The sequence below is a fragment of the Candidatus Nitrospira allomarina genome (assembly GCF_032050975.1).
Taxonomy (GTDB): Bacteria; Nitrospirota; Nitrospiria; order Nitrospirales; family UBA8639; genus Nitrospira_E; species Nitrospira_E allomarina.
The window spans coordinates 3,423,178-3,447,630 of the sequence record NZ_CP116967.1 but is presented as its reverse complement, the minus strand read 5'-3'; the positions used below and the strand labels follow the sequence as shown (position 1 = coordinate 3,447,630).

Annotated in this window: 20 protein-coding genes and 1 pseudogene; 6 read left to right on the top strand and 15 right to left on the bottom strand. The window is 51.7% G+C overall.

Annotated elements, in window-relative coordinates; all coding sequences use genetic code 11:
• Position 1: 1 nt before the first annotated feature.
• The 5 genes from PP769_RS15275 to PP769_RS15255 all read right to left on the bottom strand — a co-directional run bounded on the left by PP769_RS15275 (position 2) and on the right by PP769_RS15255 (position 4,982).
• Positions 2–439 (bottom strand): hypothetical protein, encoded by a 438-nt coding sequence (locus PP769_RS15275; protein ID WP_312641666.1) that lies wholly within the window; start codon positions 437–439, stop codon positions 2–4.
• A 66-nt stretch (positions 440–505) separates the two neighbouring features.
• Positions 506–2,899 (bottom strand): DNA/RNA helicase domain-containing protein, encoded by a 2,394-nt coding sequence (locus PP769_RS15270; protein ID WP_312641664.1) that lies wholly within the window; start codon positions 2,897–2,899, stop codon positions 506–508.
• Between the two features lie 6 nt (positions 2,900–2,905).
• Positions 2,906–3,304, bottom strand: a complete 399-nt coding sequence (locus PP769_RS15265) for a nucleotide pyrophosphohydrolase (RefSeq protein ID WP_312641663.1) — start codon at positions 3,302–3,304, stop codon at positions 2,906–2,908.
• Positions 3,305–4,317: 1,013 nt separating this feature from the next.
• Positions 4,318–4,674: a HepT-like ribonuclease domain-containing protein gene (locus tag PP769_RS15260; protein WP_312641662.1), complete on the bottom strand. Its 357-nt coding sequence runs from the start codon at positions 4,672–4,674 to the stop codon at positions 4,318–4,320.
• Entirely contained in the window at positions 4,671–4,982 is a 312-nt protein-coding gene (locus tag PP769_RS15255; RefSeq protein WP_312641661.1) for a nucleotidyltransferase family protein, read from the bottom strand. Before PP769_RS15255 ends, PP769_RS15260 begins: the two co-directional genes overlap by 4 nt.
• Positions 4,983–5,604: 622 nt before the next feature.
• Between PP769_RS15255 and PP769_RS15250 the strand changes: the two genes are divergently transcribed.
• Entirely contained in the window at positions 5,605–5,880 is a 276-nt protein-coding gene (locus tag PP769_RS15250) for a type II toxin-antitoxin system Phd/YefM family antitoxin (RefSeq protein ID WP_312641660.1), read from the top strand.
• A complete protein-coding gene (locus PP769_RS15245; protein WP_312641658.1) occupies positions 5,877–6,206 on the top strand; it encodes a type II toxin-antitoxin system RelE/ParE family toxin in 330 nt (109 codons plus the stop codon). Before PP769_RS15250 ends, PP769_RS15245 begins: the two co-directional genes overlap by 4 nt.
• A 927-nt stretch (positions 6,207–7,133) precedes the next feature.
• On the opposite strand, the gene PP769_RS15240 is transcribed toward PP769_RS15245, so the two are convergent.
• The 4 genes from PP769_RS15240 to PP769_RS15230 all read right to left on the bottom strand — a co-directional run bounded on the left by PP769_RS15240 (position 7,134) and on the right by PP769_RS15230 (position 9,083).
• Complete coding sequence (locus PP769_RS15240; protein WP_312641656.1) at positions 7,134–7,367, bottom strand: addiction module protein; 234 nt, start codon at positions 7,365–7,367, stop codon at positions 7,134–7,136.
• 701 nt (positions 7,368–8,068) lie between these two features.
• Entirely contained in the window at positions 8,069–8,287 is a 219-nt protein-coding gene (locus PP769_RS15235) for a DUF2283 domain-containing protein (RefSeq protein WP_312641654.1), read from the bottom strand.
• 374 nt (positions 8,288–8,661) lie between these two features.
• The gene (locus tag PP769_RS19810; protein ID WP_376753452.1) at positions 8,662–8,841 is read right to left on the bottom strand and encodes a DUF5615 family PIN-like protein; all 180 of its coding nucleotides are present in this window, start codon (positions 8,839–8,841) and stop codon (positions 8,662–8,664) included.
• 2 nt (positions 8,842–8,843) lie between these two features.
• On the bottom strand, positions 8,844–9,083 hold the full coding sequence (locus PP769_RS15230) for a DUF433 domain-containing protein (protein WP_312641652.1): 240 nt from the start codon (positions 9,081–9,083) through the stop codon (positions 8,844–8,846).
• Positions 9,084–9,858: 775 nt separating this feature from the next.
• Here PP769_RS15230 and PP769_RS15225 point away from each other — a divergent pair.
• The gene (locus PP769_RS15225; RefSeq protein ID WP_312641650.1) at positions 9,859–10,737 is read left to right on the top strand and encodes a YfdX family protein; all 879 of its coding nucleotides are present in this window, start codon (positions 9,859–9,861) and stop codon (positions 10,735–10,737) included.
• A 586-nt stretch (positions 10,738–11,323) separates the two neighbouring features.
• On the opposite strand, the gene PP769_RS15220 is transcribed toward PP769_RS15225, so the two are convergent.
• Entirely contained in the window at positions 11,324–11,542 is a 219-nt protein-coding gene (locus PP769_RS15220; protein WP_312641648.1) for a DUF2283 domain-containing protein, read from the bottom strand.
• Between the two features lie 968 nt (positions 11,543–12,510).
• Between PP769_RS15220 and PP769_RS15215 the strand changes: the two genes are divergently transcribed.
• Positions 12,511–12,747, top strand: a complete 237-nt coding sequence (locus tag PP769_RS15215; protein ID WP_312641646.1) for a hypothetical protein — start codon at positions 12,511–12,513, stop codon at positions 12,745–12,747.
• A gap of 446 nt (positions 12,748–13,193) precedes the next feature.
• On the opposite strand, the gene pepN is transcribed toward PP769_RS15215, so the two are convergent.
• The 5 genes and pseudogenes from pepN to PP769_RS15190 all read right to left on the bottom strand — a co-directional run bounded on the left by pepN (position 13,194) and on the right by PP769_RS15190 (position 19,642).
• Entirely contained in the window at positions 13,194–15,875 is a 2,682-nt protein-coding gene (gene pepN, locus PP769_RS15210) for an aminopeptidase N (protein ID WP_312641644.1), read from the bottom strand.
• A gap of 345 nt (positions 15,876–16,220) precedes the next feature.
• A pseudogene (locus tag PP769_RS15205) lies at positions 16,221–16,428 on the bottom strand (2-oxoisovalerate dehydrogenase).
• Between the two features lie 706 nt (positions 16,429–17,134).
• Positions 17,135–18,322 carry a S1C family serine protease gene (locus PP769_RS15200; RefSeq protein WP_312641640.1) on the bottom strand — a complete coding sequence of 396 codons (1,188 nt, stop codon included), beginning with the start codon at positions 18,320–18,322 and terminating at the stop codon, positions 17,135–17,137.
• 19 nt (positions 18,323–18,341) lie between these two features.
• On the bottom strand, positions 18,342–18,764 hold the full coding sequence (locus PP769_RS15195; protein ID WP_312641638.1) for a secondary thiamine-phosphate synthase enzyme YjbQ: 423 nt from the start codon (positions 18,762–18,764) through the stop codon (positions 18,342–18,344).
• 8 nt (positions 18,765–18,772) lie between these two features.
• A complete protein-coding gene (locus PP769_RS15190) occupies positions 18,773–19,642 on the bottom strand; it encodes an HD domain-containing protein (protein WP_312641636.1) in 870 nt (289 codons plus the stop codon).
• Positions 19,643–19,938: 296 nt separating this feature from the next.
• Between PP769_RS15190 and PP769_RS15185 the strand changes: the two genes are divergently transcribed.
• Positions 19,939–23,298 carry a YhdP family protein gene (locus PP769_RS15185; protein ID WP_312641634.1) on the top strand — a complete coding sequence of 1,120 codons (3,360 nt, stop codon included), beginning with the start codon at positions 19,939–19,941 and terminating at the stop codon, positions 23,296–23,298.
• A 109-nt stretch (positions 23,299–23,407) separates the two neighbouring features.
• Positions 23,408–24,448 (top strand): S-methyl-5-thioribose-1-phosphate isomerase, encoded by a 1,041-nt coding sequence (mtnA, locus tag PP769_RS15180; protein ID WP_312641632.1) that lies wholly within the window; start codon positions 23,408–23,410, stop codon positions 24,446–24,448.
• Positions 24,449–24,453: the final 5 nt, after the last annotated feature.

Below are 24,453 nucleotides of genomic sequence, written 5' to 3'. Positions count from 1 at the left end.
TCTACCCAAATAACGATGCAGCAAGCGCAGGGCTGACTTTGGCCAAATAGAGGTTCTGTAATCCATTACCATCCTTCTGAAGTGGCGAATATTTCTCTGGCAAAAAGGGCCGCAGTTTCTGAATATGTTCCTTGGGCCGGATTCGATTGGACAGCTCTTGAAAGCGAACATCTACTTTCCAACCGATCGCGCTCCAGTTTAGGCCGGTGGTGCCAAACTCATCCGGTTTTGGCCACTCATAGCAGTACGACTGGGCAATGCCAAGAGCGGTGATGCGTGTGTCGCAAAAGGAAAGAAGAACGTCTCCTGGAGACACTTCACGCATAAATTCATAGAACGGATTTCGCCGGCCACCCACTGATCGCTTCGGAGACCAAAGATATTCTCCGTTAATCTCCTGGCGGTAAATTTGATTTTGATTTACCCACCAATATCGCATAGGTCAAAATCCCGTGAAGTACATTTTCATTTGAGAAGCCTCTGCTTGTTCCACTGGAGCAGTCGCTTAGGTGTCCACCGAATCCAAATTGATAGTTCCCCTGTAAAGGGCAACTATCCTAAATTCGTCGGCCCGCTCTTCTGGAATTTCAATTTCTTGATAATTCTTGTTTGCTGGCTTAAGGACGATTCTTCGATGCGTCCAACTATCTTCTAGGACTTGTTTTTCAGAGAAGTAGTATTTGATCGAATAGCTGGAATTAGTGTCTATTTCATGAAAGCCCTTGTGTTCGGCTAGCACAATCTGCCCATTCCTTGTGCCTTCCGGGCCATATTCGAAAAGGCAATAAGTCCCATCCAAAATCTTGGGAGCCATGGAATCCCCCACAACTTTTGCCACAAACATTCGAACATTTAACTTTCTGCCCGATACTTTTACCCAACCAACAGGGCTCGTATCACTTTCTTTCCCAAAGTATCCTGCTGCAGCTTCAAGCGCCAAAAGAGGAAGATATTCTCTATAGGCCTTTTCCCCAGGCTGTTCGATAATTGTTGGCATCCAGTCATCTGTAGTAACAGCTTTTTCAAGTGTGGACTGTAAGTCCATTCGACTTTTAAAAAAACGTTCAGTTTCCTTATCCATGAAGTGGACGTAACAGCCCTTTATTCCCCGGCTGAGTAAAACTCGATAAGTATTCTTGACGAGATCAACAAAGCTTTCCTTGGAGCGCTTCACCACAGAATCTGCAGACTCTTTCCTGTCCCCTTTCCAACCACCATCATCAAATCTGTAAACTAAATCTCGCCCAAAAATGACCCCGACATAATCAAACTCGAAACCTTGTGCAGTGTATACGCAGCCAACCTGATCAAGCCCCCCGGGATCATATGCCCATAGCTCGGCTGGGGGGATTCCCTTGGCGAGTTTCTTGGCTCCAGGTTTGGCATCCCAAGGGCGTTTGAAGTCCCCAATGACAACATCCTCTTCAAGGGTTCCATCTTTTCGTGCAGGGGACCATTTCCAACAGAAACCAGCCACTACCCTGGCAGAATTTCCCTTGGATGCCTTCTCCCGAATCGCGTCTTCTAAGGCTTTTGGACTGTCGAAGATTTTAAACTGAAAGCCTTCCGCTCCCTCCCAGATGATATTCGCCGTTCGCCGAATCTCTAAGGTGTTGTCAACCCAATTTAGAAATCCGTCAGAACCACCGCAACGGAATTGGGCCTCAAGCTGGTATTCCTCGTATGGTATACCCTGGGCTTCGGATGCACGCTTTATGTGATCTACTGAGCCAATTTCGTTGGGCCGAACTATCTGTGCGTCGTCTATAAAAAACACACATAATCGGGAAACGCTTAAGAGTTCATCTATCTGGGAAGTGTTTGAACGTTTCCCCTTTGGAGTAAAGCGACTATTACTTGTCGTCCTAATTCTATGGGACTCGTCCGCAATCATAATGTCGATTAGTTCTTCCTCTTCTCCCATATAACTATTGAAATATTTAAACTGGGTTGATCCTCGGCGCCCTATAACTTTTCGTAGTGTTTCCGTAAAAGCTCTAGAGCCTGTTGTGTAATGGACGTTTCGGCTCTCGCGCAGGAGCCTTGCCATTAGGTTGATCGCAATGACTGATTTTCCTGTCCCAGGACCACCCTTAATGATAAGAACACCTTTGCCCTGTTCTTCCATTCGCCTTGAGCGTGCCAATACTCTTTCAAACACTATTAATTGCTCATCTAGTAACACATACGAAGGTTCCCCTTCGATTACACCAGCAACATGTTCCATCAGCTTTTTGCTGGGCTTGTAGTTTCCCGATTCTATTTTTTTTAGTATCGTGTCGCCTTTTCCTTTTCCTGTGTGGGCGTAAAGGTATTCGCATAACCTATCAGTCTTACTCATGGTAAATACTGGGTATTGATCTAACCACGTATCAAAGGAAGAGTTGAACAAGGGATCTTCTTCAATTTCCTGATAGTTGTGTAGATAGGAGCAGGCACTGAGGTGGACAGGGTTAGCTTCTTGATGAAATGCGGTATGGGTATCGCCCAGATACATTTTATAATGTCCTACCTGAACGGATGGATGAAGGACAGGCCGCTCACCTCCACCTATAAACGTCAAAAGTGTCTCGCCTGCATTATGCTTGGTCTTTTCCCATTGTTTTAGTTCAACAATAGCCGCGTTTTCGCGGCCTGTTTGATCTTGCCCGGTAATAATAAAATCAAGCCTTTTAGAGGTCAGAGGCAACTGGTATTCGATCATGATGCCGTTGTCTTTAAGTCCTGCTGTAGTCACAACCCCGGACATGGCACGCAATGAATTTTTCCAGGATCGTACTTCATTTTCAGAAGGATTATATCTGTAGGATTCAAAAAACGACCGTCGAAGTTTTTCTGCGATCTGATTACGATTCGCATCACTTACAAAGTCAACTGAGGTAGAAGAATAGAGTCGCATTTACCCTCAGCTTTCGTTATATTTTCGGTTAGATCCCTTAGCTTTTTTCACTGGGTACTTACTTCGGTTCTTTCTGATTTTTTTTCGTAAGGCATCGCCTAAGTTGATGCCGGTTATTTCACTTAATCGAAGTAGAAAGAACTGAACATCAGCCATTTCATCCGCAATCATTTCCCGTGTCCGTTTGTGGGAAAGTAGAGCTTCAACTTCCAGTTCACTTTTAAACCTGAACAAGTCGAGAAGTTCTGCGCCTTCCGTGACAACCCCAATAGCTAAGTCTTTCGGCTTATGAAACTGCCGCCAGTTTCGTTGCTCGCAAAAGCTGCGAACGAGTTCGTTTGCATCAACAAATGTAAGCTCGTTGCTTTTTGGGTTTGCATGGCCAATAGTACTTTCTAATTTCATAAATGCCCTTTTCGGTTGCATGCTTGGTACTTGAGTTAATTCGAGATGTGCCAGTTTTGTTCAAACAGTTTTGAAGGATGAAGACCTCTTTCCCCTGAGAAAGATTCTCACCCTGGAATAGAGCATCGGCTATGGATTTGTGAGGGTGGGGATGAGGCGTTGGCATAAACCTGTTGGGGGTAGTTCAGGTAATATCCAAATGGTTTGGCGTGCTGGATCAAGGTTGATTTCTGGAAATGTACCTCAGACATCCATTTAAGTACAGAAAAAATTTTTGGATTGAAGGCATTCGATCTGTTTGACAAAAATGAGGGAGATCTTTTTTGGATTAAATTTAGTGGAAATTTTTCTCAGAAGATTCTTCGGAGAATCGCGGATGAGATGTAAAAAAATTTGGGGCGCGAAGCTTCAGGACTTCTGCCGCGAAATTTCGAGGGTGAATATTCGACGTTCTGATAACTAAAATTGGGGAAAATTCTCAGCTAAATATGTGTTTTTAGGATTGGTCCGGATTGGGGTCGCGAAGGGGGCATTGAGATTTCAAGAGCGGGGAGGCGGGGTTTCGTCCCCGTACGACGAGGTCCTTTTGTTTTGGCAAAAGGACCCAAAACCATTGACGCCCCGTTCAGCCATATTACAAGAGGCAAACACCGGGTGTAGGAAGGCGGGCCAACTCGCGATGCTCAAACAAGGCCCGCCCATTTGTGCGGATGTTTGCCTCTAAGGCTGCCCGGAAGGCGTCGGAAGGTAAAGTACGAAAACTTCAGGGGTATTGGGGACGGGGTTACGGACTCGAACGACGCCCCCGTCTGGCCTTATTGGAGGGGAGGGACGCCAAAGATACAAAGAGCGGCCCAACTCGCTCCGCTCAAACAAGGGCCGCTAGCTGCGAAGAGCGTCCCTCCCTGGGGCCAGCCGGCAGGCGTCGGGGCATAGGGGAAGAATTTGTTAGGGAATCCTAAGGGAGAGTGGAGGAAGGACGGAGGAAAATGGTTTACTCTTGTGTGGGTTGCTTATGAATTGGGTCCGGTCGGCTTTTCTGGATGGCCGAGAATCTGATTTGTTTTGCGCTCAAGTTGGGGTAGTTCGCTGGCCACGACATCCCAGACAAGATTGAGGTCGACGCCAAAATAATCGTGAATGAGTCTGTCTCGCATGCCGGCTATTTGTTTCCAAGCGATGGTGTTGTGTGTGGCTTTCAGTGACGCGGACATATGCTTGACCGCTTCGCCGATGATTTCTAAATTGCGTATGACTGCGTCCTGAGTTTTCCGGTCGTTAAAGAACGCCTCACGCCCGGGTGTCGTATACTCTCGAATATTGCCAAGAGCATCCCGGATGTGGAGGAGATACATACGATCATCTTTCATAGGGGAGCGGCTTCGGCAGTAATGCGTTCCTTGAGGTATGGACTGATCCCGCGGTCGGTTACCACATCGACCTTGCAATGAAGGAGTTCTTCCAGATCTTGTGACAGCCCTATCAAATCTAACAGGGTGCGTCCCTCATCCATCTGTACGAGAAAATCGACGTCGCTTCGGCCAGTGGCTTCGCCTCTGAGGACGGAGCCGAATAGACGAATGTTGTGAGCTCCATGCGAGGCCGCTAGAGCAAGAATGTTGTCGCGCTTCGCTTCGATTTGTTCGCGTATGGTTTGCATGATAGGTTGCCCGGTCATGTGAGGGACCTCCTGACACGATACCGTTTCCCCCTTCTTCGATCAAGACCAGTCAAGCGAAAACGGGCTGGCGTTGGGTCGGCTCGAAGTCGAGGGTAAGGAATTCGGGGTTTCGCCCCCGGACGACGAGCCACTTTGGTTTGGGTCAAAGTGGCCAAACCCATTGACGCCCCGTTCAGCCATATTACAAGAGGCAAACACCGAGTGTAGGAAGGCGGGCCAACTCGCGATGCTCAAACAAGGCCCGCCCATTTGTGCGGATGTTTGCCTCTGAGGCTGCCCGGAAGGCGTCGGACAAAGTAGGAGAGAAATCTTTGTGGGATTCCCATGAGGGTGGGAGTCAAACTCGCGGAGTTTATCCTGAGCCAACGCCGAAGGGCTCAAACACGGTCCACCTAACAAATAAGCGGCAGCCCTGGTGGTCGACCTGCAGGTGGTGATTTGGGAAGAAACAAGGTGAAAGCCCGAGGTCAGGAGGAATTCACCGGGTCAAGTTTAAGAAAATGGGTGCCCCCACTTTATTGAACAGTCACCCGGTGTGCACTCATGTGGTATTGGGAGAGTTTTTCCCTGTAAGTGCCAGACTGAATATGGTACGCTTTAAGGACCGAGGAGGCCTTGTATGAAAATTACGTCAGACATCAAACCGATTACTTATCTCAAAGCGAATGCGGCCGCGTTATTAGATCAAGTAAACCATACCCATCGCCCCGTCGTGATTACACAAAATGGTGAACCCAAGGCCGTCCTACAGGATCCCCAAAGCTATGAGGATATGAGAAATGCCCTTGGCCTGTTAAAGCTGATTTCACAAGGAGAAGAAGATATTAAACGGGGCAAGACTCGAACACAAGCTGAGGTATTCAAGAAATTAGCGTCTCGATTGCAGGGACGATGAAACAGGTTTATGAGGTCATTTGGGCGGAAATTGCGGAAAATGACTTGCAGGCGATTGTTTCTTACCTCGCAGAAGACAGCGTTCCCCGGGCCTTGCAGATTCTCCGAAAACTTACCAAATCTGCTTCAAGACTCTATCAGGCGCCAATGCGAGGCCGAATTATCCCAGAACTCCATGCCCAAGGGGTGTTGCAATATCGTGAACTGATCGTGTCTCCATGGAGAATCATCTATCGAATTTCAGGGCACAAGGTTTTTGTTCTTTCTGTCCTTGACTCACGCCAGAATATCGAAGACATCCTGCTCAAGCGGCTCCTTTCTATATGATGGCGCCAGTTCAGGCCATTTGCCCATTATTGGGCTCTTTCCCCATTCTTAAGACCAGTTCCCAAAAATAGCAAAGCTCAACTGAGGGATAAGTTGGGGATGGTTGCCGGCTCAAGGTGGAGATGGGAAAGTTTTCTAGATGCCGGGGTTTCGTCCCCGTACGACGAGGTCTCCTTCGACCGGGCTCAGGACAGGCTTTTTGTTTCGGCAAAAGGACCCAAAACCATCTTGACCGTGGCATGGCCCTTCGGGTGTCCTCCGCGGTTCACCGGCTCCGGCGGCGGGCAAACTCGCGGAGTTTATCCTGAGCCAACGCCGAAGGGCTCAAACACTGCCCGCCTTTTTCCCGGGACCGGTTGCACGGCTCGGCCATGCCACTAGGTCAGGGAGGATCAGAAAAAAAAGGAAGATGGATTTCCGATCGAATGTCAAGGATGACGAAGGGGAGGGCGGACCAACTCGCTGCGCTCAAACACGGTCCGCTAACTGAGAAGAGCGTCCCTCCTTTGCGGCAAACGGCAGGCGTCGGGGCATGGGAGACGAACTATTCATAAATTTGCAACAAAGTGAGAGGACGGAAGGAAGTGCGGAGATGAGAAAAGGCGGATACTGGTGGTGCGAGAGCTGTGGACTATTTCACCGAGCCTCGCGTTTGCCAGTAACCAGGCTGTCGGTGTAAATGCATGACCGCTATGATTTCGACGTGCTCAGATCGTACACGAAAAATAACGCCATAGGCGAAACGCGGTAGCCTTTATCGTCGAATGCCTTGTTCGATCGCTTGATACATGTGGGGACGTCGTTCTATTCGCCGAAGGGCATCTTCTTAAACAGCTAGAAATCGCTGTTCAAGTCCCGGTTGTTTCTCTTGATAAAAAGCCGCAATAGCACCTACTTCTTCTACTGTATCTGGCTGCCAGCGAATTGTCATGAAGGGTATTTTTTACGGAGTTGAGAAAGCACCTTCTTTCCCTCGATTAAGGCTGCTTGCCCACTATCTATCTCTTCGCATCGTCTTCGGATTTCGTGCTTCCATTCCTCAGATAATGAAAAGTCTTCCTCAAAATCCAAACTTTGTAAGAGAGATTCGGCAACAAAGGCCCGACTCTCGGGTTCTAATTGCATGGCGTCTTCAATGATTTTCTGTGGACTGGGTTCCATACGTCACTCCTTTGTTTTTATGACCCCTTTTAACAGATTGAGGGCAATGTGGCATTTGGGTTTCAACAAGATTCATTCAATTTTTGGGAACCTTCACAAGGCAAGTTGGCTCAAGATGCTGATTGCCCCCAATCTTTTTAGGTGTCATGTCCATATTGTACTTGAAGGTTTCCTAATGTTCTATGAGCATTAACCTGGAAATCTGAGTAGAGACCCTGCGACATACTATTAAAGGGGAAGATAGGGAATTCGGATATTTTCCACGCTGGTAATGGTCGCAGGTATGTGTGGTCCCGGCTCTCCCTTTTTCAGGCCAATCCGGGGTTTCGCCCCCGGTTGACGAGGTCCTTTTGTTTCGGCAAAAGGACCCAAAACCATTGACGCCCCGTCTGGCATGATTAGAAAGGAGGGACGCCAATCCTGAAAAGAGCGGCCCAACTCGCCAGGCTCAAACAAGGGCCGCTAGATGCGAAGAGCGTCCCTCCCTGGGGCCAGCCGGCAGGCGTCGGAACACTAGGAGACGAACCTTTCGGGGACTTCCATGAAAAGGGGATGACCGGAGGAATGACGGAGTTGAAAAGATGGATGGCGCAGATGATAGGGCTGCGCGGTAAGGTGAGAGGGTAAATGGAGGTTTCCGGAAAACCCTTTTAACTATGAGCAGGCGGCATGGCGTATTAATGTCCTATGCTCCCGGTTGTTTAAGGGCCGGTCTGAACTACAGTTTCAACGGCAAGTCTTTTTTGTGAGTTTGAAGGTGTGTAATGAAGCTTTTCAAACCCGATCACATGACCGGCTTTATCCTTTATGAGAATGACTTCTTCATTCGTTTCTTCGCAGACATGCTCTAGGGCAGGATCATCTAACCATACTGTTAAGGTATGGCCCACTGTGTCATGAATTACTTTGATTTTGTCCATATTGGTTCTCCTGTCTTTATTATGTCGGTTGGATAGGCTGTAATCAAGAATCCTGTCCCGTTTTCCTTTCTGACAACCGCGCAAAGCCATCGCGCCTGAGACACACCATAGAATAATATGACGTTTGGGTCTTTTTTACTTCGACGAATTTCAGTGGGTTCCTTGAGTATTTGCTGAATTTCATTTTCCCTTCCACGTAAAACAGGGTGCTTCTCTGAAACGATAAATGTCCAGTAGTCTTGTGTACACCGGATCGTGAAACCCAGCGGAGATTCCACCTGGAAAAGCCAGTCCTTCATTTCATTCCCTGAAAGACTTTTCTACGCATCGCCACGGAATGATCAGGGATTTTTCTGGGCCTTTTATTTGCCTGTTTATTGCCCATTCTTTCCTTCTTCCGAGGTTGTGCTGTGTAGCGAGGGTGGGGGGGTGGGTGACTCAATGTGAAGATCACTCCGGCCAGTCAAGCCTTCTTCGGGAATGGTATCGGTATCATGTCCCAGTTTCTCCAGAGCACGAGCAAGCCGAACTGGAAGGTTTTCATCGAGTTTGATCTTTACGAAATACTCGGTACGCTGGGTAACAGGAGGTCCTCTTCTGCTGATGTGGCCGCAAAGGCGATGACAGCACGCACAGCGGGTTCTGTCACCGTCGGAAAGTCCTTGAGGATTTCGTCGATGGTGGCGCCTTCGGCCAAACTTACGAGAATGGTGCGCACGGTCACTCGTGTGCCTTTGATCACTAATTCTCCCCCACAGATTTGGGGATCACGAATCAGGTGCTGGTGGTAGTTCATCACGTGTTCCTCCAGTTGTTTTGCCGTTGAGAGGGATGGGTCCTTTCTTTTGCGCCACAAAGAGTTCGTTGTATGAGGAATGTACCCAACCGTTTGCATAAAGTACAGAATTTGATAGGGACGGGGGGCGTCCCGGTGGCGGGGCGCTTGCATGGTGCGTCTCTCAGAGTTTTCGGGGTTTCGTCCCCGGACGGCGAGGTCCTTTTGTTTCGGCAAAAGGACCCAAAACCATTGACGCCCCGTCTGGCCTTATTGGAGGGGAGGGACGCTAACCTGAGAGGAGCGGCCCAACTCGCTCCGCTCAAACACGGTCCGCTAAATTCTAAGAGCGTCCCTCCCTGGGGCCAGCCGGCAGGCGTCGGATCATTCAGGAGATCCAGCATTCAGAAGTTTTCAAGAAAGAGAGAGAACTAGAGTAATGATGGGGGAGCGAATGTTGGGACCGGGTGCACGGCTCGGTCATGCTACCTGGTCAGGGGATTAGTTTGGGGAAGGGCAAGGGTTCTTGCTAGTAGTGGGAGGTTGGCTTGTCCAGTAGGGTTGGTTTGAGGGATCGCGGTTCCCCTTGTTAGGTTCGGACACACCGCTTCCAAACTTTATCGCCCATTCTATTGCACCAGTAGTCATTGTTTTCTTCACGATACGGCTTACGATTGGAATATGGAAGGCGTGCCCTTCGCCCTGCTAGGCGTTATCGGCTGCCTGGAGAATCGCTTGTGAAGGCTTTACGGTAGTAGCGGCAGGCGTAATCTTTATCCTCAACGAACGTTTTTTTATGATAAAGAAATCATTTCTTATGGTTGCGTTGGGCTTTCTCATCTGTGGGCCACCCGCCTATGGAGATACACCAGGCTCCCAACATCCTGTGGAACCGGCGGCGGGGTCACCCTTGGCACCGAACAGGTCTGCTACGGGTTTGGAAGTCCATAACATGATGGGCCATATTAATATTGCGTTTTTAGCCCTGGATATCGATCTGCCGGACGACGCCCTCCACCATATCGAACAGGCCGAAGCGCTGGTTGTTCAGCTCACACGTGACCTGCCTTCGATGAAGGTCGACTCCACACTCAAGTATGGAAAGGTGACCTTTACTTCACGAAAAGGGAACAAAAACTATTACGTGCCCGTGTTGGATGATCTCTTTCTTCTCAGCGAGTATGACACCGTGTACCGCCACCTGCAGTCATTTGACATTAAACAGACCTATGCCGGCATCGTGAAACTTGATTTTTCCGTTGACCTCCGAAAGCTGGCGGCGGCCCTCAAGACCGCGAAACAGGAACTTACCAATCAAAACTATGAGAAGACTCAACACGCCTTAGGAGAAATCTTTCGAGGGGCCATTGTGGACGAAAGCGTTAACACTGACCCGCGCCTGATTATCTATGACAACCTAGCCTTGGCCAAAAATTTTATTCAAAACGGACTGTATTCCAGCGCCCGTCTGACTGTCGGCAATATCAAACATGGACTAGCCCAGTGGGAAAAAGATCCGCGGGCCGCACCTCACGCTCAAGGGGTACACACACTCCAACGAGAAATGATCCGCCTGGATACGGCGCTGGAAAACAAGGACACCACATTGATGCAGGGAGTGGGTCGGCAATTTCTGGCCTGGAGGAAAATCGTGGAGTCGTGGTTTGAATTCTGACGCCGTTGTCTGCTGTTTTTACAGTGGAAGAAGGCACGAGTTCATAGGGTAACGATCCTGCCTTTTTTTATTGTCCACCTGAATAGGCGATTCCATACGGTCGGTTTCCCTGGATCACATGTGCTTATCCGGATTGATCCGTTGATCTCACGCTCTGATGATACACAGACCTTTTGTTTAGGGGGTTAGTCCGGGAACGGAGTGCTTGCTTGGGATGGCTTTTACTTTTTGAGGTCCTCCGGGGTTTCGTCCCCGGACGACGAGGTCCTTTTCTTTCGGGAAAAGTGACCAAACAAGGGTCGCGCTCTTCGAGACGCACTATGCAAAACGACGCCCCGTTCAGCCATATTACAAGAGGCCAACACCGAGTGTAAGAAGGCGGGCCAACTCGCGAGGCTCACACAAGGCCCGCCAATTTGTGCGGATGTTTGCCTCTGAGGCTGCCCGGAAGACGTCGAAACATAGGAGGAGAATTTTTCAGAGATGCACATGAAAGAAGGGGGGAGCGCTATGATAGAAATATGGCTTGAAGGGAGAAGTACGGGAAAGTAGATTCCTGCCAGATTTGAGGAAGCCCAACGGGCTGTTATTCGGCTATGGAATGCACGGAAGCTGGCAGTTTGTTTAAGGTTAATTCCTTGAGATGTACCTTGGAACTCGCATTATCAATATCAATGCCTACCAGATTGCCTGCAGCGTCATAATCCAGGACAATTCCCTCCGATACTTCCCGGCTTTCTACGCTGGGGTGTTCGGTCAGATCGATGTAGAGTGAATCTGTGTCTGGGTAATAGTTCAATTTCATGGTCTGAATCCTCGATCATGAAAGGCATTGTGAATTGTCTTTTTATCGGCAAGTGTGATGACACGTAACATCCGGCCATTAAGTTCAGCTATTGGTCCCCAAAATCGAAAACGATCTCCTTCTTGAGGTTCGCTCTTAGATGGATTTTCTACCACTTGAATGCACCAGTCTTTTTTGAGATATGGACGTTTACGTAATACTTCTTTTTCAAAATATTCAGTGAATGTGTAACTCTCCACGATGCTAACATACTTGGTTTTCTCATGAATGGCTAGTCTTCAGGTGTCCCATTAAAGGAAAAGGTTTTGAAGGTGGATTTTGGCTGATGAGGCGTGAAAAACGTGACTCCGGAGATCCCTATTATTTATGAGAAAGTGGAGGAGAGTGTCATGGGGGCGAAACGTCCGATACTCTGGAATGTACCCAACCTTTCGCATAAAGTACAGAAATTGGTAGGGCCGGAGGTCGACCCGAGAGCGGAGGCTTTGGTTGGTGTGTCTTTTCATTTTGAGGTCCTCCGGGGTTTCGCCCCCGGACGACGAGGTCCTTTTCTTTCGGGAAAAGGACCCAAAACCATTGACGCTCCGTTCAGCCATATTACATGAGGCGAACACCGACCGTGAGAAGGCGGGCCAACTCGCGCTGCTCAAACAAGGCCCGCCAATTTGTGCGGATGTTTGCCTCTGAGGCTGCCCGGAAGGCGTCGGAAGTAAAACACGAAAGCTTCAGGGGCATTGGGGACGGGGTTTCGTCCCCGGACGACGAGCCACTTTTGTTTCCGCAAAAGTGGCCAAAACCATTGACGCCCCGGCTGGCCGCATTGGAGGGGAGAGACGCTAAATTTTGGAAGAGCGGCCCAACTCGCTCCGCTCAGACAAGGGCCGCTAAATGCTAGGAGCGTCCCTCTCTGGGGCCAGCCGGCAGGCGTCAGACAAAGTAGAAAGGGAATAAATGAAGAATAGTGATGGGTGGATAGGTCAAGGGGTTTCGGCTTGGGGGCGGGCAAACTCGCGGAGTTTATCCTGACCAACGCCGAAGGGCTCAAACACTGCCCGCCTTTTTCCCCGGACCTGTTGGACTGCTCGGCCATGCCACCAGGTCAGGGAGGATTAGATGGGAAAAGTGAAGCGGGGCTCAGGCAAGGCCCGCTAAATGCGAAGAGCGACCCTCCTATGAGTCAGCCGACAGGCGTCGGATCAAAATAAAGCCTACCGAGGCAAATTCACGGATGGTGGACCAACTTGCAGCTGGGGCGTTGGAAGTCTGATTAATAATGTCGGAAAGAATTGGAATGTTTTTAGATGCCGGGGTTTCGTCCCCGGACGACAAGGTCCTTTTGTTTCGGCAAAAGGACCCAAAACCATTGACGCCCCGTCTGGCCGCATTGGAGGGGAGGGCCACAAACTTTTTGAAGAGCGGACCAACTCGCCGGGCTCAGACAAGGTCCGCAACGGATAAGAGCGTCCCTCCTGGGGCCAGCCGGCAGGCGTCGAATTAACGAGCCCCCTTGTTTATTAGCGCGTCGGCCCGATTGGCTGACTGGCAGGTGGTGGGAATGTGGGACCTTTTTAGCCCTTGCGTTTCGATGGGCGAGGTGACAGTGCGGGCTTGGTCGGTCACCTTTGAGCTCTGTCTGTTCTCAACACGGCTTTTATGTTTGTGACGGCGTTGGTGTGTGCGCATCCCCTTTTCCAGCTCTGAGCCGGCTATAGGTTTCCTTCCCCAAATACCGCTCCAGCTTTTCACTGAGATCGGTTGACAGACTTTCCATGGATGCTATGCGACGAAGTTGTGCTTCCATGTGGGTTTGTAGATCCTTTCGGTGCTGCCTGAATTTTTCGAATGCCCCGATCATTCGTGAGGCCACTTGGGGGTTTTTGGCATCCAGTCCCATGAGAAAGTCCGCGACGAAGGCATACCCTGATCCGTCTTTTGCATGAAAGCCTTTGGGGTTGGCCTGTGAGAAGGTTCCATATAACGCTCGCATTCGGTTCGGGGTGGGATGTGTGAAGGCTTGATGTTGTGTGAGGGATTTCACGATTTGTAACACATCATCCGCCTGGGATCTTGCGAAGGCTCCGACCCATTTATCCACGACTAACGCATCATGTTCGAATTGATAGTAGAAATGTTGGGCCACGCCATCCCGATAGGGTTGCGCCTCGTCCATATTGATGATGATATTCAGCGCGGCATAGCGGTCCGTCATATTGTTGGCCTGGCTATATTGCCTGACGGCCAGCTTGGCCACTTCCGCATCTCCTGAATGCGATAAATACCCGAGCGCGATATTTTGTAGACTGCGGCGACCGGCATCTGCACGATCGTACGGCTTGCCGGGATGATACGTGGTGTTGTACATCTCGAGAAATTCATCGTGCAGTTCACGGCCGAGCGTTTCTAAGAAGGTCTTCCGAACGGCGATGATGGCATGCGGATCAATGACCTCTCGTTGCGGCGCGATTTCCTGGTAGACGGGCAGACTTAAGGCCAGGCTCTTGAGTTCCTGGTCCATGTCCGCGCGTTGCAGAATCCGACGAAACGAATCCAGGACATCGTCGCCCACGATGATGTCCTGTCCATGTTCATAGCGATCCACCTGTGCCATGAGATTCGTGGTCAGGAACCGGTTTCCTGCCTCCCACTGATTAAATCCGTCCCGGTCATGGACCATCAAATGTCGCAATTGGTCGTCGGTATACGGAGCCTCCAGATTGACCGGGGCCGAAAAATGCCGGAACAGCGAAGGGACCGTATGGGGTGGGACCTTCTCAAAGGTAAAGGTATGCGTCGCTTGAGTGAGCTCAAGGACACCCTGAGCCACATCCTGCCCATCAGGACCCACCAACCCGAATTTCACCGGAATGTGTCTGGGTTGCCCGTTGGACTGATGGGTGATGGTGGGGACCTGCTGCTCGAGCGTGAGTGTGAAATTGTTTGTCGCCTGATCATGGGACCAATGCGCTGTGATCTTTGGCGTCCCCGCTTGCGTATACCACAGCATGAACTGGGTGAGGTCCCGACCGGACGCCTCCTCCATGCAGCGCACCCAGTCCTCCACGGTGACGGCTTGCCCGTCGAACCGTTCGAAATATGTATCCGACGCTTTGCGGAAATCTTCTTTTCCCAATAAGGCATGCAACATCCTATTGAGCTCAGCCCCCTTACTGTAGACGGTGGCGGTGTAAAAGTTATTGATTGTGACAAACTGATTCGGTCTCGGTGGGTGCGCCATTGGCCCGGCATCTTCGGGGAATTGACTCATGCGCAAAGTTCTGACGTTGGCGATGCGATTGACCGCTTGTGACCCCATGTCCCCGGAAAATTCCTGATCTCTAAAAACGGTCAACCCTTCTTTCAAACACAACTGAAACCAGTCCCGGCAGGTTACCCGGTTGCCGGTCCAGTTGTGAAAGTATTCATGCGCCACCACCCCTTCCACGCCTTCATAGTCCGCATCGGTGGCCGTATCGGGATGCGCCAACACATACTTTGTGTTGAAGATATTCAGCGATTTGTTTTCCATAGCCCCCATATTGAAATCGTCCACGGCGACAATATTGAACAAGTCGAGATCATATTCACGACCATACACGTCTTCGTCCCATTTCATGGCTTTTTTCAGCGAGGCCATGGCGTGCCCGAGTTTATCGAGGTCTTTGGGGGCCGCATAAATACACAACATGACCTGACGACCGCTTGCGGTCACGTAGGTATCATCCAGGCAGGCTAAATCCCCGGCGACCAGGGCAAACAAATAACTGGGCTTGGGGAAGGGATCTTCCCACACCGTATAATGACGACCATTTTCAAGTTGCCCCTGATCGATGAGGTTGCCGTTAGAAAGCAGGACCGGGGCGGCGATTTGATCCGCAATTATCCTGGTGCTGTAGGTCGCCATATTATCGGGGCGGTCAGGGAAAAAGGTGATCCGCCGAAACCCTTCCGCTTCGCATTGCGTACACCAGTTGCCTCCTGATTTATACAGGCCTTCCAGTGCCGTGTTCTGTTCAGGATGAATTCTGACCAGCGTGTTTACCGTAAAGGCATCCTGCGTGGGCTGGAGCGAGAGGGATGTTCGATTCATCACGTAGCCGTCTGCCCGATTGGCTCCCTTCGCGACAGGCAGATTGTTCTGCTTGACCTCCAGCAATTCGAGTTCTTCGCCATCGAGAACCAACGGGTTGGCATGATTCCCGTTTTTTTTCACCTGTAGGACGGCGCGGACCAACGTCTCTCCCTCGCGTAAATCCACAGTCAGGTCCACATGGGTCACCCAGTAATCCGGTTGCTGATAATCTTTTAGGTATGTCACGGAATTTATTTCAGACACGGCATCATCTCCATTAGGTTTTGAACAAAAAATTTAAGATAGCTTTCCGCTACTAATCGTCGGGAATGCTTGAGGGGAAGCAAGAAGAACCCTCATTGATTATTCACGCCTTTTCCCGGCCTCTTTTAGATTATACCTCCAAGGGTCTCCATCTCGCGCGGACCGGCTGAGGCATCACCGCATCCGGAAGTTTTGAGGCCATGGAAGCGTGTTGAGGGAATCGGTTTGCATAATGAAGTCGTATCGCTCGTCTCGAAGAGGATAAACTCTAGTCTGAAATACTGGGCGGCCGGTGCAACGCCAACGCGCGTATTGTTCAAACAATAGGCAGGTTACGCGGTAATTTCATGCCACGATGACTTCTTCTCGCACGTGGTGTAGGGCGAATGATTTTTGGGGCTTTATCTTCGTCAAAGTGGCATTTGACCGCATCCCGAACCTTCGTATGTAGTTCGGCCATATAGTCCGCTTCGGTGAAAATTGATTCTCCCAAGGCCCGTGCTGTGACTCCTCCTTCGGGTGCATCTTCTACCAAAAATATGATTTCCGACACAGGAACTCCTTTGGAGTTGAGGTGTAGAATTTTGTGATGTGTTTTTATGCTACCCAACCTTGTAGGGAAAGTACAGGTGGAATAAGGAGATTCCTGTTAGAACCTCGTAGGAATGATAAGGCGGAGAGATTGTTGCTCGATTACGAATGTCGTGCATGCATACATACATACATACATAGATGGATGCCAGGGGGTCGGCCTGGGAGCGGAGCGCTGGCTTGGTGCGTCTCTTTTCAGAGCTTCCGGGGTTTCGCCCCCGGACGACGAGCCACTTTGGTTTCGGTCAAAGTGGCCAAACCCATTGACGCCTCGTTCAGCCATATTACAAGAGGCAAACACCGAGTGTAGGAGGGCGGGCCAACTCGCGCTGCTCAAACAGGGCCCGCCATTTTGTGCGGATGTTCGCCTCTGGGGCTGCCCGGAAGGCGTCGGGAAAAGTAGGAAAGGAATAAATAAAGAATATTTCTGGGAAGATCGGTCAAGTGCTTTCGGCTTGGGGGCGGACCAACTCGCTCCGCTCAGACAAGGTCCGCTAAATGCGAAGAGCGTCCCTCCCTGGGGCCAGCCGGCAGGCGTCCTATCAACTGCCCTCCTGTTGAGTTGTGCGTCGGTCCGGGTGGCTGATCTGAAGGTGATAGGAATGATGCGAAGATGGATGCTTGATGAGCACCTGCGCGGTTGACGTAGGTTGACCTGGATCGATGGCTTATTGGACGGCTTGGAGTGTGAGGGAGAGGGTTTGTTCTTTGCCGCTGCGGCGAATGCCGAGTTTGATGCGATCTCCGACATTATGCCGGTCCAATAGTCGGGCGAGGTCGTCATAGGTGCGTATCGCTTCTCCATTAATATTCGTAATGACATCACCCAAGCGAATCCGGCCGGTTTTGGTTTCTTCCAAGCCTTGCAGGCCTGCTTTGTCGGCCATACTTCCCGGCAGGACTTTGGCGATTACCAGGCCTTTGATCCCCCAGCGGGCGGCGATGGAATCCGGGATGAGGGAGATGCCCAGACCGGGGCGAATGACTTTTCCATATTGAATGAGTTGGGGGACGACACGTTTGACAATGTCGACCGGCACCGCAAAGCCGATGCCCGCGTAGGCTCCACTGGGACTGACTATCTGGGTGTTGACGCCAATGAGTTCTCCTGCGCTGTTGAGGAGCGGTCCACCGGAATTTCCGGGGTTGATGGCCGCATCGGTTTGGATGGCGTTCTCAATTGTGCGGTCGTTCACCGATTTGATTGAACGACCCAGCGCACTGACGACACCGGTGGTGAGGGTGTGATCCAGCCCGAAGGGATTGCCGATGGCCAACACGCGCTGACCGACGCGAAGGTCCTGGGAGGTGCCGATCTCCAAGGGCATAAGTGACTCGGCCTTGCCGGTGATCTGGAGCACGGCAAGATCATGATCAGGGTCCACGCCAACGATGCGCGCGTCAGTTGTGGATTGATCGTCCAACACCACTTGTATGGAATCCGCGCCATAGATGACGTGGTAATTGGTGACGATATGCCCTTGGCGGTTCCAGATGAATCCGGATCCCGACCCTTGCGGCACTTCGAAGGTATTAAGCGACCAGATATCCCGACGCACCGCCGTGTTGGTGATGTAGACCACTGACTGCGCGGCTTTTTCAAAGACGGCGATGGTATTGAGCTCTTCCGCACCAAGAGGTTTCTGGGCGACGAGGTGCAGATACGAGGGTGAGGTGGAAATCGATCGCGCCTGTTTGGGGACGAATGGCTCTCCTATGGCGATATTCGGCAGAAATCCCGTGACGAACGCGACGAGAAGAAAAGGCTTCTGCCATTTTCCAAACCGTCGGTGTGGTCGAACGCGGACTTTGGCCCGGTCTGAAGGGAAAGTCTGTGGTGTATGGTGCAACAGCATACGAAATTTTTTCCTGGGCCTATTCTCCCAGGAGCTGGACAACCAGGTTTCGGGTTCGTGGTCTGGTATCAAAATCGATGAGGACGAGTTGTTGCCAGGTGCCAAGGGTTAAGGAGCCATTGACGAACGGAATTGTGAGTGAAGGTCCCTGTAACTGACCGCGAAGATGGGAGTGGCCGTTATCTTCGCCGGCGTTCCGCGTATTATGTTCTAACAGTGGATCGGCAGGTATCGTGCGGTCCCAAAAGGTTTTGGTATCGGCACGAATTCCCGGCTCATCTTCGATGATCATGACCGAGGCCGTCGTATGTTGCACAAAGAGCGTCAGCATTCCACTCTGTAGGCCCGATTCGGCGAGCAGGTCGTGAATCGGCTTTGTGAGGTTTTCGATGGTCGAATGGCCGGTCATGGAAATGTTGAGGTAGTGGGTGATGACGGCCATGGGTCTCCTCAGCACGAGACGGTTTGTAAAAATTGTTGATCGGCGGCTGATAGAATGCCCCCTCGGGCCTGCCGTAAAATTGTGGTAAAACGGCCTTCCCTGGTGAGGCGGCAGATGACATCCATAACCTGGTGACTGACGATTCGCTGAGCGGTGAGTTGACGGAGATAGGCGAAGGCGGCGGAAAAGCTTTCTTCTGCCCGCGCGTAATAATCTTTGCCTCGCCGGTGATTGCTATAGGCTTCCAGTTGCTCGCAGGCGACGAGGATTTCCGCGAGTTGGTGCGTCCAGGCGGCCGCGCGGTCGAGTTTTTCCGGATAGTAATAGTACAACATGATGCGTTCCATCCAGGGCGACCAGGGGATGTCTATGGTAACGATTGCGGTTTTTACGGGACGGAGGTAGGTGTGGAGGCGCCGGGCAAAGCCTAATCGCATATCGATGTGATCCTTGACCGTAGGGGTCAGTGGCAGGCCACGAGCTTGTAAGGCGGCTCCATATTGTGCGATGAAGGCGTGAGATTCACGGCCATAGGGGGTTTGGGGATAGCGGGCCCGCCATTCCCGTGGCCTGGTCGGGATTTTGTGTTCCTTCGCCCACGACCAGATCCGGCCGAACAAGACGGGATCAAGTCCGGCCCGACCCATATCATGCAGCAAACAGGCGGCTTCAAATTGACGAAGGCGGGAGAGTGGATGGCCCAGAGCTGCGGCAACGGCCACACAGAGGCGTGCCGTGCGCAACGCATGGGCCTTGTCATATCCGGGAATCGTGCGATTGGGCCTGTCGGGATGCGGCTGGTCGTACCATTTCAGCAGTGAGGCCACTTGCGTACGGGTAAGAACGGTGTAGGTGGACTTCAATGGGGGCCGGGACACGACGGCTAGAATGGTACAATCCTCATAAACGAAAAGCGTAAGGATTATGGAGTGTTGAACAGTGGGGCAGGATATCCCAGGCCTGGGGAGGTGTCAAGAAATCGATGGCGTTCTCCACATGGGACGTGTGACCAATGACGGACCGCCCCGCAAGGGGCTCTGTCCCCGGCGCATCGGCATCATTCTTACATTTCCCACGGATTTCGGTATGATGCAGGACAGGTTTTCATGGTTCCTATCCCTGACATCATCCACACAACGGTTTAGGTTTCTGGTGATCCGAAGAGGGTAATCGAGTGCGATGGTCCGGCAAACAGATGTTCTGGTGGGGTGCACTCGGTGCGCTGGTTCTGACCATTGCCCTGATTGTGCTTCCCTTGTTTTTGAATCCGGATTATCTGAAGACTTTGGCGCTGCAACAGATTCAACGGACATTTGGTTCGCACGTGACCGTGGGACATACGTCCTTTGCCTTATTTCCCTCTCCGCATTTTTTGGTATTGGACATTGTGGTTCAGGAACAGCCTGAGTCGCATGCGGTGTTTCGTGCGAAATCCATGAGTTTGGACCTGGGAATCGGGCAGTTGCTTATGAAAAAAATTGTGGTGCGCGAATTCCTGGTAGAGTCTCCCGAGATAGAATTGCGACGTGAAGCCGACGGGGAATGGCGCTTTTTGAGCTATGCCAGCAACGACTCTCCCATCGTGTCGGCGACGAAATTTCTGGTGCTGGGAAAGGTTGTGGTGACGGACGGTAAAATTATCGTCATTGATGAGTCACCTCGTGAAGCCGTTCGGGGATTTGTCATTGAAGATGTGGCCTTCGTCTCCGACACCACTCATGACGGGCCTTCTATGGCGTCATCTTTCGAATTGTCTGGAAAAATCCGGCAGACGCAGGAGCTGGCGCCGTTTCGCATCAAGGGAGAACTCGAAGCCCGTTGGGCGTCGCCGGTGCTTTCCATTGCCAGCGAGCCGGTTGGTTTCGAGCAGATCAAATTTTCCGGCAAGGTAAAGGCCGATCATCTGGAGATCAATCAACTGGGAGAATATCTGCCCAATGGCCAATCGCTTATGGCAGTGCCCGGCACGCTGTCGGTCAAATCGCAGGTGACCTGGGTTCAGAATGCGAAAACTTCCCGACTCTCTCTCTCGCATATCAACGTATCCAGTTCTTTTATTGATCTGGATGGTTCGGCCAATACGGAAATGTTGGAAGACGGACATCAAATGATGGGGTTTTCCATGCGTTCCTCGAATGTTGACCTCGCCATGATTCGACAACATCTGCCCAAGACGTGGATTCCGGATGACCTCCTCCCGGTGTGGGAGAAAGGCGAATGGGGAGGGGGGTTGAACATTGCCGAGGCTCGTGTGACCGGGTCCACGCGTGAGGATGTGCAGACCTCGGTCACCGGCACGTTTCATTTAGCCGACGGGTACGTTCGTATTCCCGAATGGCCCACCACCGATCATATCCAGGGGACCGTGGTGGTGGAACCGGATCGCATGCAATTGTCCGGGGTGCAGGGCATCTATGATGGTATTCCCGTTGAGGTGACGGAGGGCGTCTTCCTGTTAAAAGAGTCAGGCCCGTGGGGGGATGTGGGCCTGCAAGGTCCTGTGCCCGCGGAGAAGGTTCTCCGGGTGGTGACGCAGTTGGGAGCGCCATCCGACTTTGGGCTGTTGAATGCCTGGAAGGTCTCGGATGGCAGTGGGCTGCTGCGTCTCCGGTTTGCAGGGAATCTGTTGGAATCGTCTGGGTTGAAATTTCAGTATGGCGAGTTTAAACCTGAAGGATTGGTGATACAGATTCCCGGGCTGCCTCAGCCTTTTACGCAAGGCCACGGTACCATTACCTTTTCCCGCGAGAGTACGGTGTTAGAAGGTCTACAAGGAAACGTGGGCGCCTATCCGCTGGCGTTGAATGGGACCATCACCTACAAAGGGGCTTCTCGCTTTGAGCCGCTCACCATTCAGGGCGGGTTTGCCGGCGAGGACCTCTTCCCCGTTTCCGGGAAACGGGCGGTATCACCAGGGATGCAGATCACCGGTCCGCTTCATGCCTCGGTCACTCTCACGGGGCCGACCCGTCATCCCAAACTAAAAGGATGGATTGATGGGCGAGGGGCCTTCATGGATGTGCCCTCTCTTTTACAGAAGCAGGCCGGTCAGGATGGACGCCTTGAGTTTGATGGACAGTTTCATCCCGGAAACCGTGTTCATTTTGAACGCGTGGAACTGGTTATGCTCCCGCTTCGTCTTCGCGGACAGGGGACCATCCGGTATCGCTCGGAGGTTACATGGGAGGCGCGGGTGGATTCCGGTCCGGTGTATTTAGGCGTGCTGCCGGAGGGTATTCGTGTCTTGGGAGATCTCGTCCAGTCGGGCATTCTCGAAGTGCAATTGAAAGGCAGCGGACGCGGCACCGATTGGACCCGGTGGAATACCAAAGGTTGGGTGGCGTTGACCGAAGGCGTGGTGGCGCTTCGCGGGGTTAGCGATCCCATTTCGAATCTCTTTATTCGATTGAAAGTGGATGAGGATCAGCTTGATTTGAAACGCATGGAGTTTCGCCTGAAGAATAGTGAAGCCGTCATCACCGGTTTTATGAAAAACTGGAAGACCACACCGGTTGCCAGTGTCATGTTTGACTCGCCGCAATTCGATATTGATTTGCTGATTCCTAAAGAGGGACGTTCGGCTATCCGGGATGGAATCGAGTGGTTAGCGGCGCATGGATCACTGGAGGGTTCGGTACATATCGAACGTCCGAGCTATAAGACGCTTTCCGGAAAAAAATTATCGGCCGTGTTAAAGATTCATGACAAACTTGTCTCGGTGGATAAAGTTCAATCGATGGTGGCGGAACACGGCACTGTCGGGGGACGGTTTTTTGTCCATCTCCCGGAAGGGCGGCCGGCTGCCATGCGTGCGTCGTTTCAGGCAAAGGACTTGCCTTTCGAGCATGTCTTGAGTCTGTTTGGCGAGGAGCGCCGGTTGATTACCGGCAGCATGTCGGTACGGGGCATGCTCCAGGGCCATGGCCGGGATGACCGGGGAATCATTCCCACTCTCAACGGGAGTGTCAAAATTTCGCTCGGCGAGGGCTATATCCGCAAAGGGACGATCTTTCCGCGCATACTCGCGCTCTTGAATTTACCCCAGGTCCTTCGGGGAAAAGTTGATCTTGAAGAGACCGGCTTTCCGTTTACGACCGTGAGCAGCAAGCTCACCGTGGAAGACGGGGTATTTTCCTCGAAAGATTTGTTGATCCAAAGTCCCATCATGAAAGTCTCTGCCGCAGGCATGTATGACTGGAAACGGGACCGGCTTGAAGTGATTTCCGCCGTTAGTCCTTTTGGGTCCTATTCCGATATTTTGAAAGATATCCCTCTCTTTGGACGAATTTTTTCCGGAGATCGGAAAGGCCTCGCCACGGCGTTGTTTTCGATTAACGGACCATTGGGTGATCCGGAGGTCAAGTATCTGCCCATGGAGTCCGTGAAAACCGGGCTGACCGGTTTAGCACAATTGGCGTTTGATATCTTAAAAAATACGTTGACCCTGCCGTATGATTTATTAAATGGCACTCAGGAGGATCCGGGTTCCGCTCCACCGGATGCTGGACGATCCGGCCTACCCGGTCCCTTATAATTCTCTCATCTTTGCCCAAGGATGTGGCGGGATGATCATTCAGAGTAGGCGGTGAAGGGCCGTGGAACAATTGAGTCGGTTTTAACATCTCGTGTGAAAGGAAATCAGGATGATCCCCACAGTTGAATGGAAAAATAATCATGTCGTGATTCTGGATCAACGTGCGCTCCCGGGAGACGTGCGGTTTCTTGATTGTGCGGGATTTGAGGAGGTGGCCGAAGCCATTCGGAATTTAAGCGTTCGCGGCGCGCCGGCCATCGGGGTGACGGCGGCTTTGGGCATTGCCCTGGGGGCCACGCAATATGCGGATACTCACTCTGAGGGATTTTCCGCCCATATGGAGAACGTGTGCCGCACCCTGGCCGCGACGCGTCCGACCGCCGTGAACTTATTCTGGGCCGTTGACCGGATGACACGCGTGTTGACGGCTATCTCCACGTCGACAATTCAGGATATCCAGAAACGATTACAGGAAGAAGCCCTGGCGATTTTGGAGGAGGATCTTCGGGTCAATCGGGCGATTGGCAGGTTTGGCGCCGCGATCATTCGTGATGGAGACCATATACTTACGCATTGTAATGCCGGAGCCTTGGCGACGGCAGGATATGGGACGGCATTAGGCGTGGTCCGGGCGGCCTGGGAGCAGGGCAAACAGATTCGGGTCTTTGCCGATGAGACGCGTCCGGTCCTTCAGGGTGCACGTCTGACGGCCTGGGAGCTTCAGCAGGATGGTATTCCTGTGACGGTGATTACGGATAATGCGGCCGGGGCTCTGATGCGCCAGGGCCGAATCCACTGTTGCGTCGTCGGGGCTGACCGGATTGCCGCCAATGGCGATGTGGCCAATAAGATCGGCACGTATTCTGTGGCGGTCTTAGCGCATGCCCATGGCATCCCGTTTTATGTGGCCGCGCCTTCATCGACGATTGATATGGAGACGGCGGATGGGAACGGCATTCCCATCGAAGAGCGGAGCCCGTCAGAGGTGACCTGCCTGCATAGTGGCCGGATGATTGCCCCTCACGGTGTGGAAGTCTGGAATCCGGCATTTGACGTGACCCCGGCCGACCTGATTGCGGGGATTATTACCGAACGGGGCATTATCCCCCCGCAAGCCTTAGCTCAACATTTTTCATTGCCATCTTCCTGATGGAA

Coding starts and splice junctions, on each gene's coding strand:
- PP769_RS15275 (WP_312641666.1), bottom strand. CDS start 439: ATGCGATATTGGTGGGTAAATCAAAATCAAATTTACCGCCAGGAGATT.
- PP769_RS15270 (WP_312641664.1), bottom strand. CDS start 2,899: ATGCGACTCTATTCTTCTACCTCAGTTGACTTTGTAAGTGATGCGAAT.
- PP769_RS15265 (WP_312641663.1), bottom strand. CDS start 3,304: ATGAAATTAGAAAGTACTATTGGCCATGCAAACCCAAAAAGCAACGAG.
- PP769_RS15260 (WP_312641662.1), bottom strand. CDS start 4,674: ATGAAAGATGATCGTATGTATCTCCTCCACATCCGGGATGCTCTTGGC.
- PP769_RS15255 (WP_312641661.1), bottom strand. CDS start 4,982: ATGACCGGGCAACCTATCATGCAAACCATACGCGAACAAATCGAAGCG.
- PP769_RS15250 (WP_312641660.1), top strand. CDS start 5,605: ATGAAAATTACGTCAGACATCAAACCGATTACTTATCTCAAAGCGAAT.
- PP769_RS15245 (WP_312641658.1), top strand. CDS start 5,877: ATGAAACAGGTTTATGAGGTCATTTGGGCGGAAATTGCGGAAAATGAC.
- PP769_RS15240 (WP_312641656.1), bottom strand. CDS start 7,367: ATGGAACCCAGTCCACAGAAAATCATTGAAGACGCCATGCAATTAGAA.
- PP769_RS15235 (WP_312641654.1), bottom strand. CDS start 8,287: ATGGACAAAATCAAAGTAATTCATGACACAGTGGGCCATACCTTAACA.
- PP769_RS15230 (WP_312641652.1), bottom strand. CDS start 9,083: ATGAACTACCACCAGCACCTGATTCGTGATCCCCAAATCTGTGGGGGA.
- PP769_RS15225 (WP_312641650.1), top strand. CDS start 9,859: ATGATAAAGAAATCATTTCTTATGGTTGCGTTGGGCTTTCTCATCTGT.
- PP769_RS15220 (WP_312641648.1), bottom strand. CDS start 11,542: ATGAAATTGAACTATTACCCAGACACAGATTCACTCTACATCGATCTG.
- PP769_RS15200 (WP_312641640.1), bottom strand. CDS start 18,322: ATGCTGTTGCACCATACACCACAGACTTTCCCTTCAGACCGGGCCAAA.
- PP769_RS15195 (WP_312641638.1), bottom strand. CDS start 18,764: ATGGCCGTCATCACCCACTACCTCAACATTTCCATGACCGGCCATTCG.
- mtnA (WP_312641632.1), top strand. CDS start 23,408: ATGATCCCCACAGTTGAATGGAAAAATAATCATGTCGTGATTCTGGAT.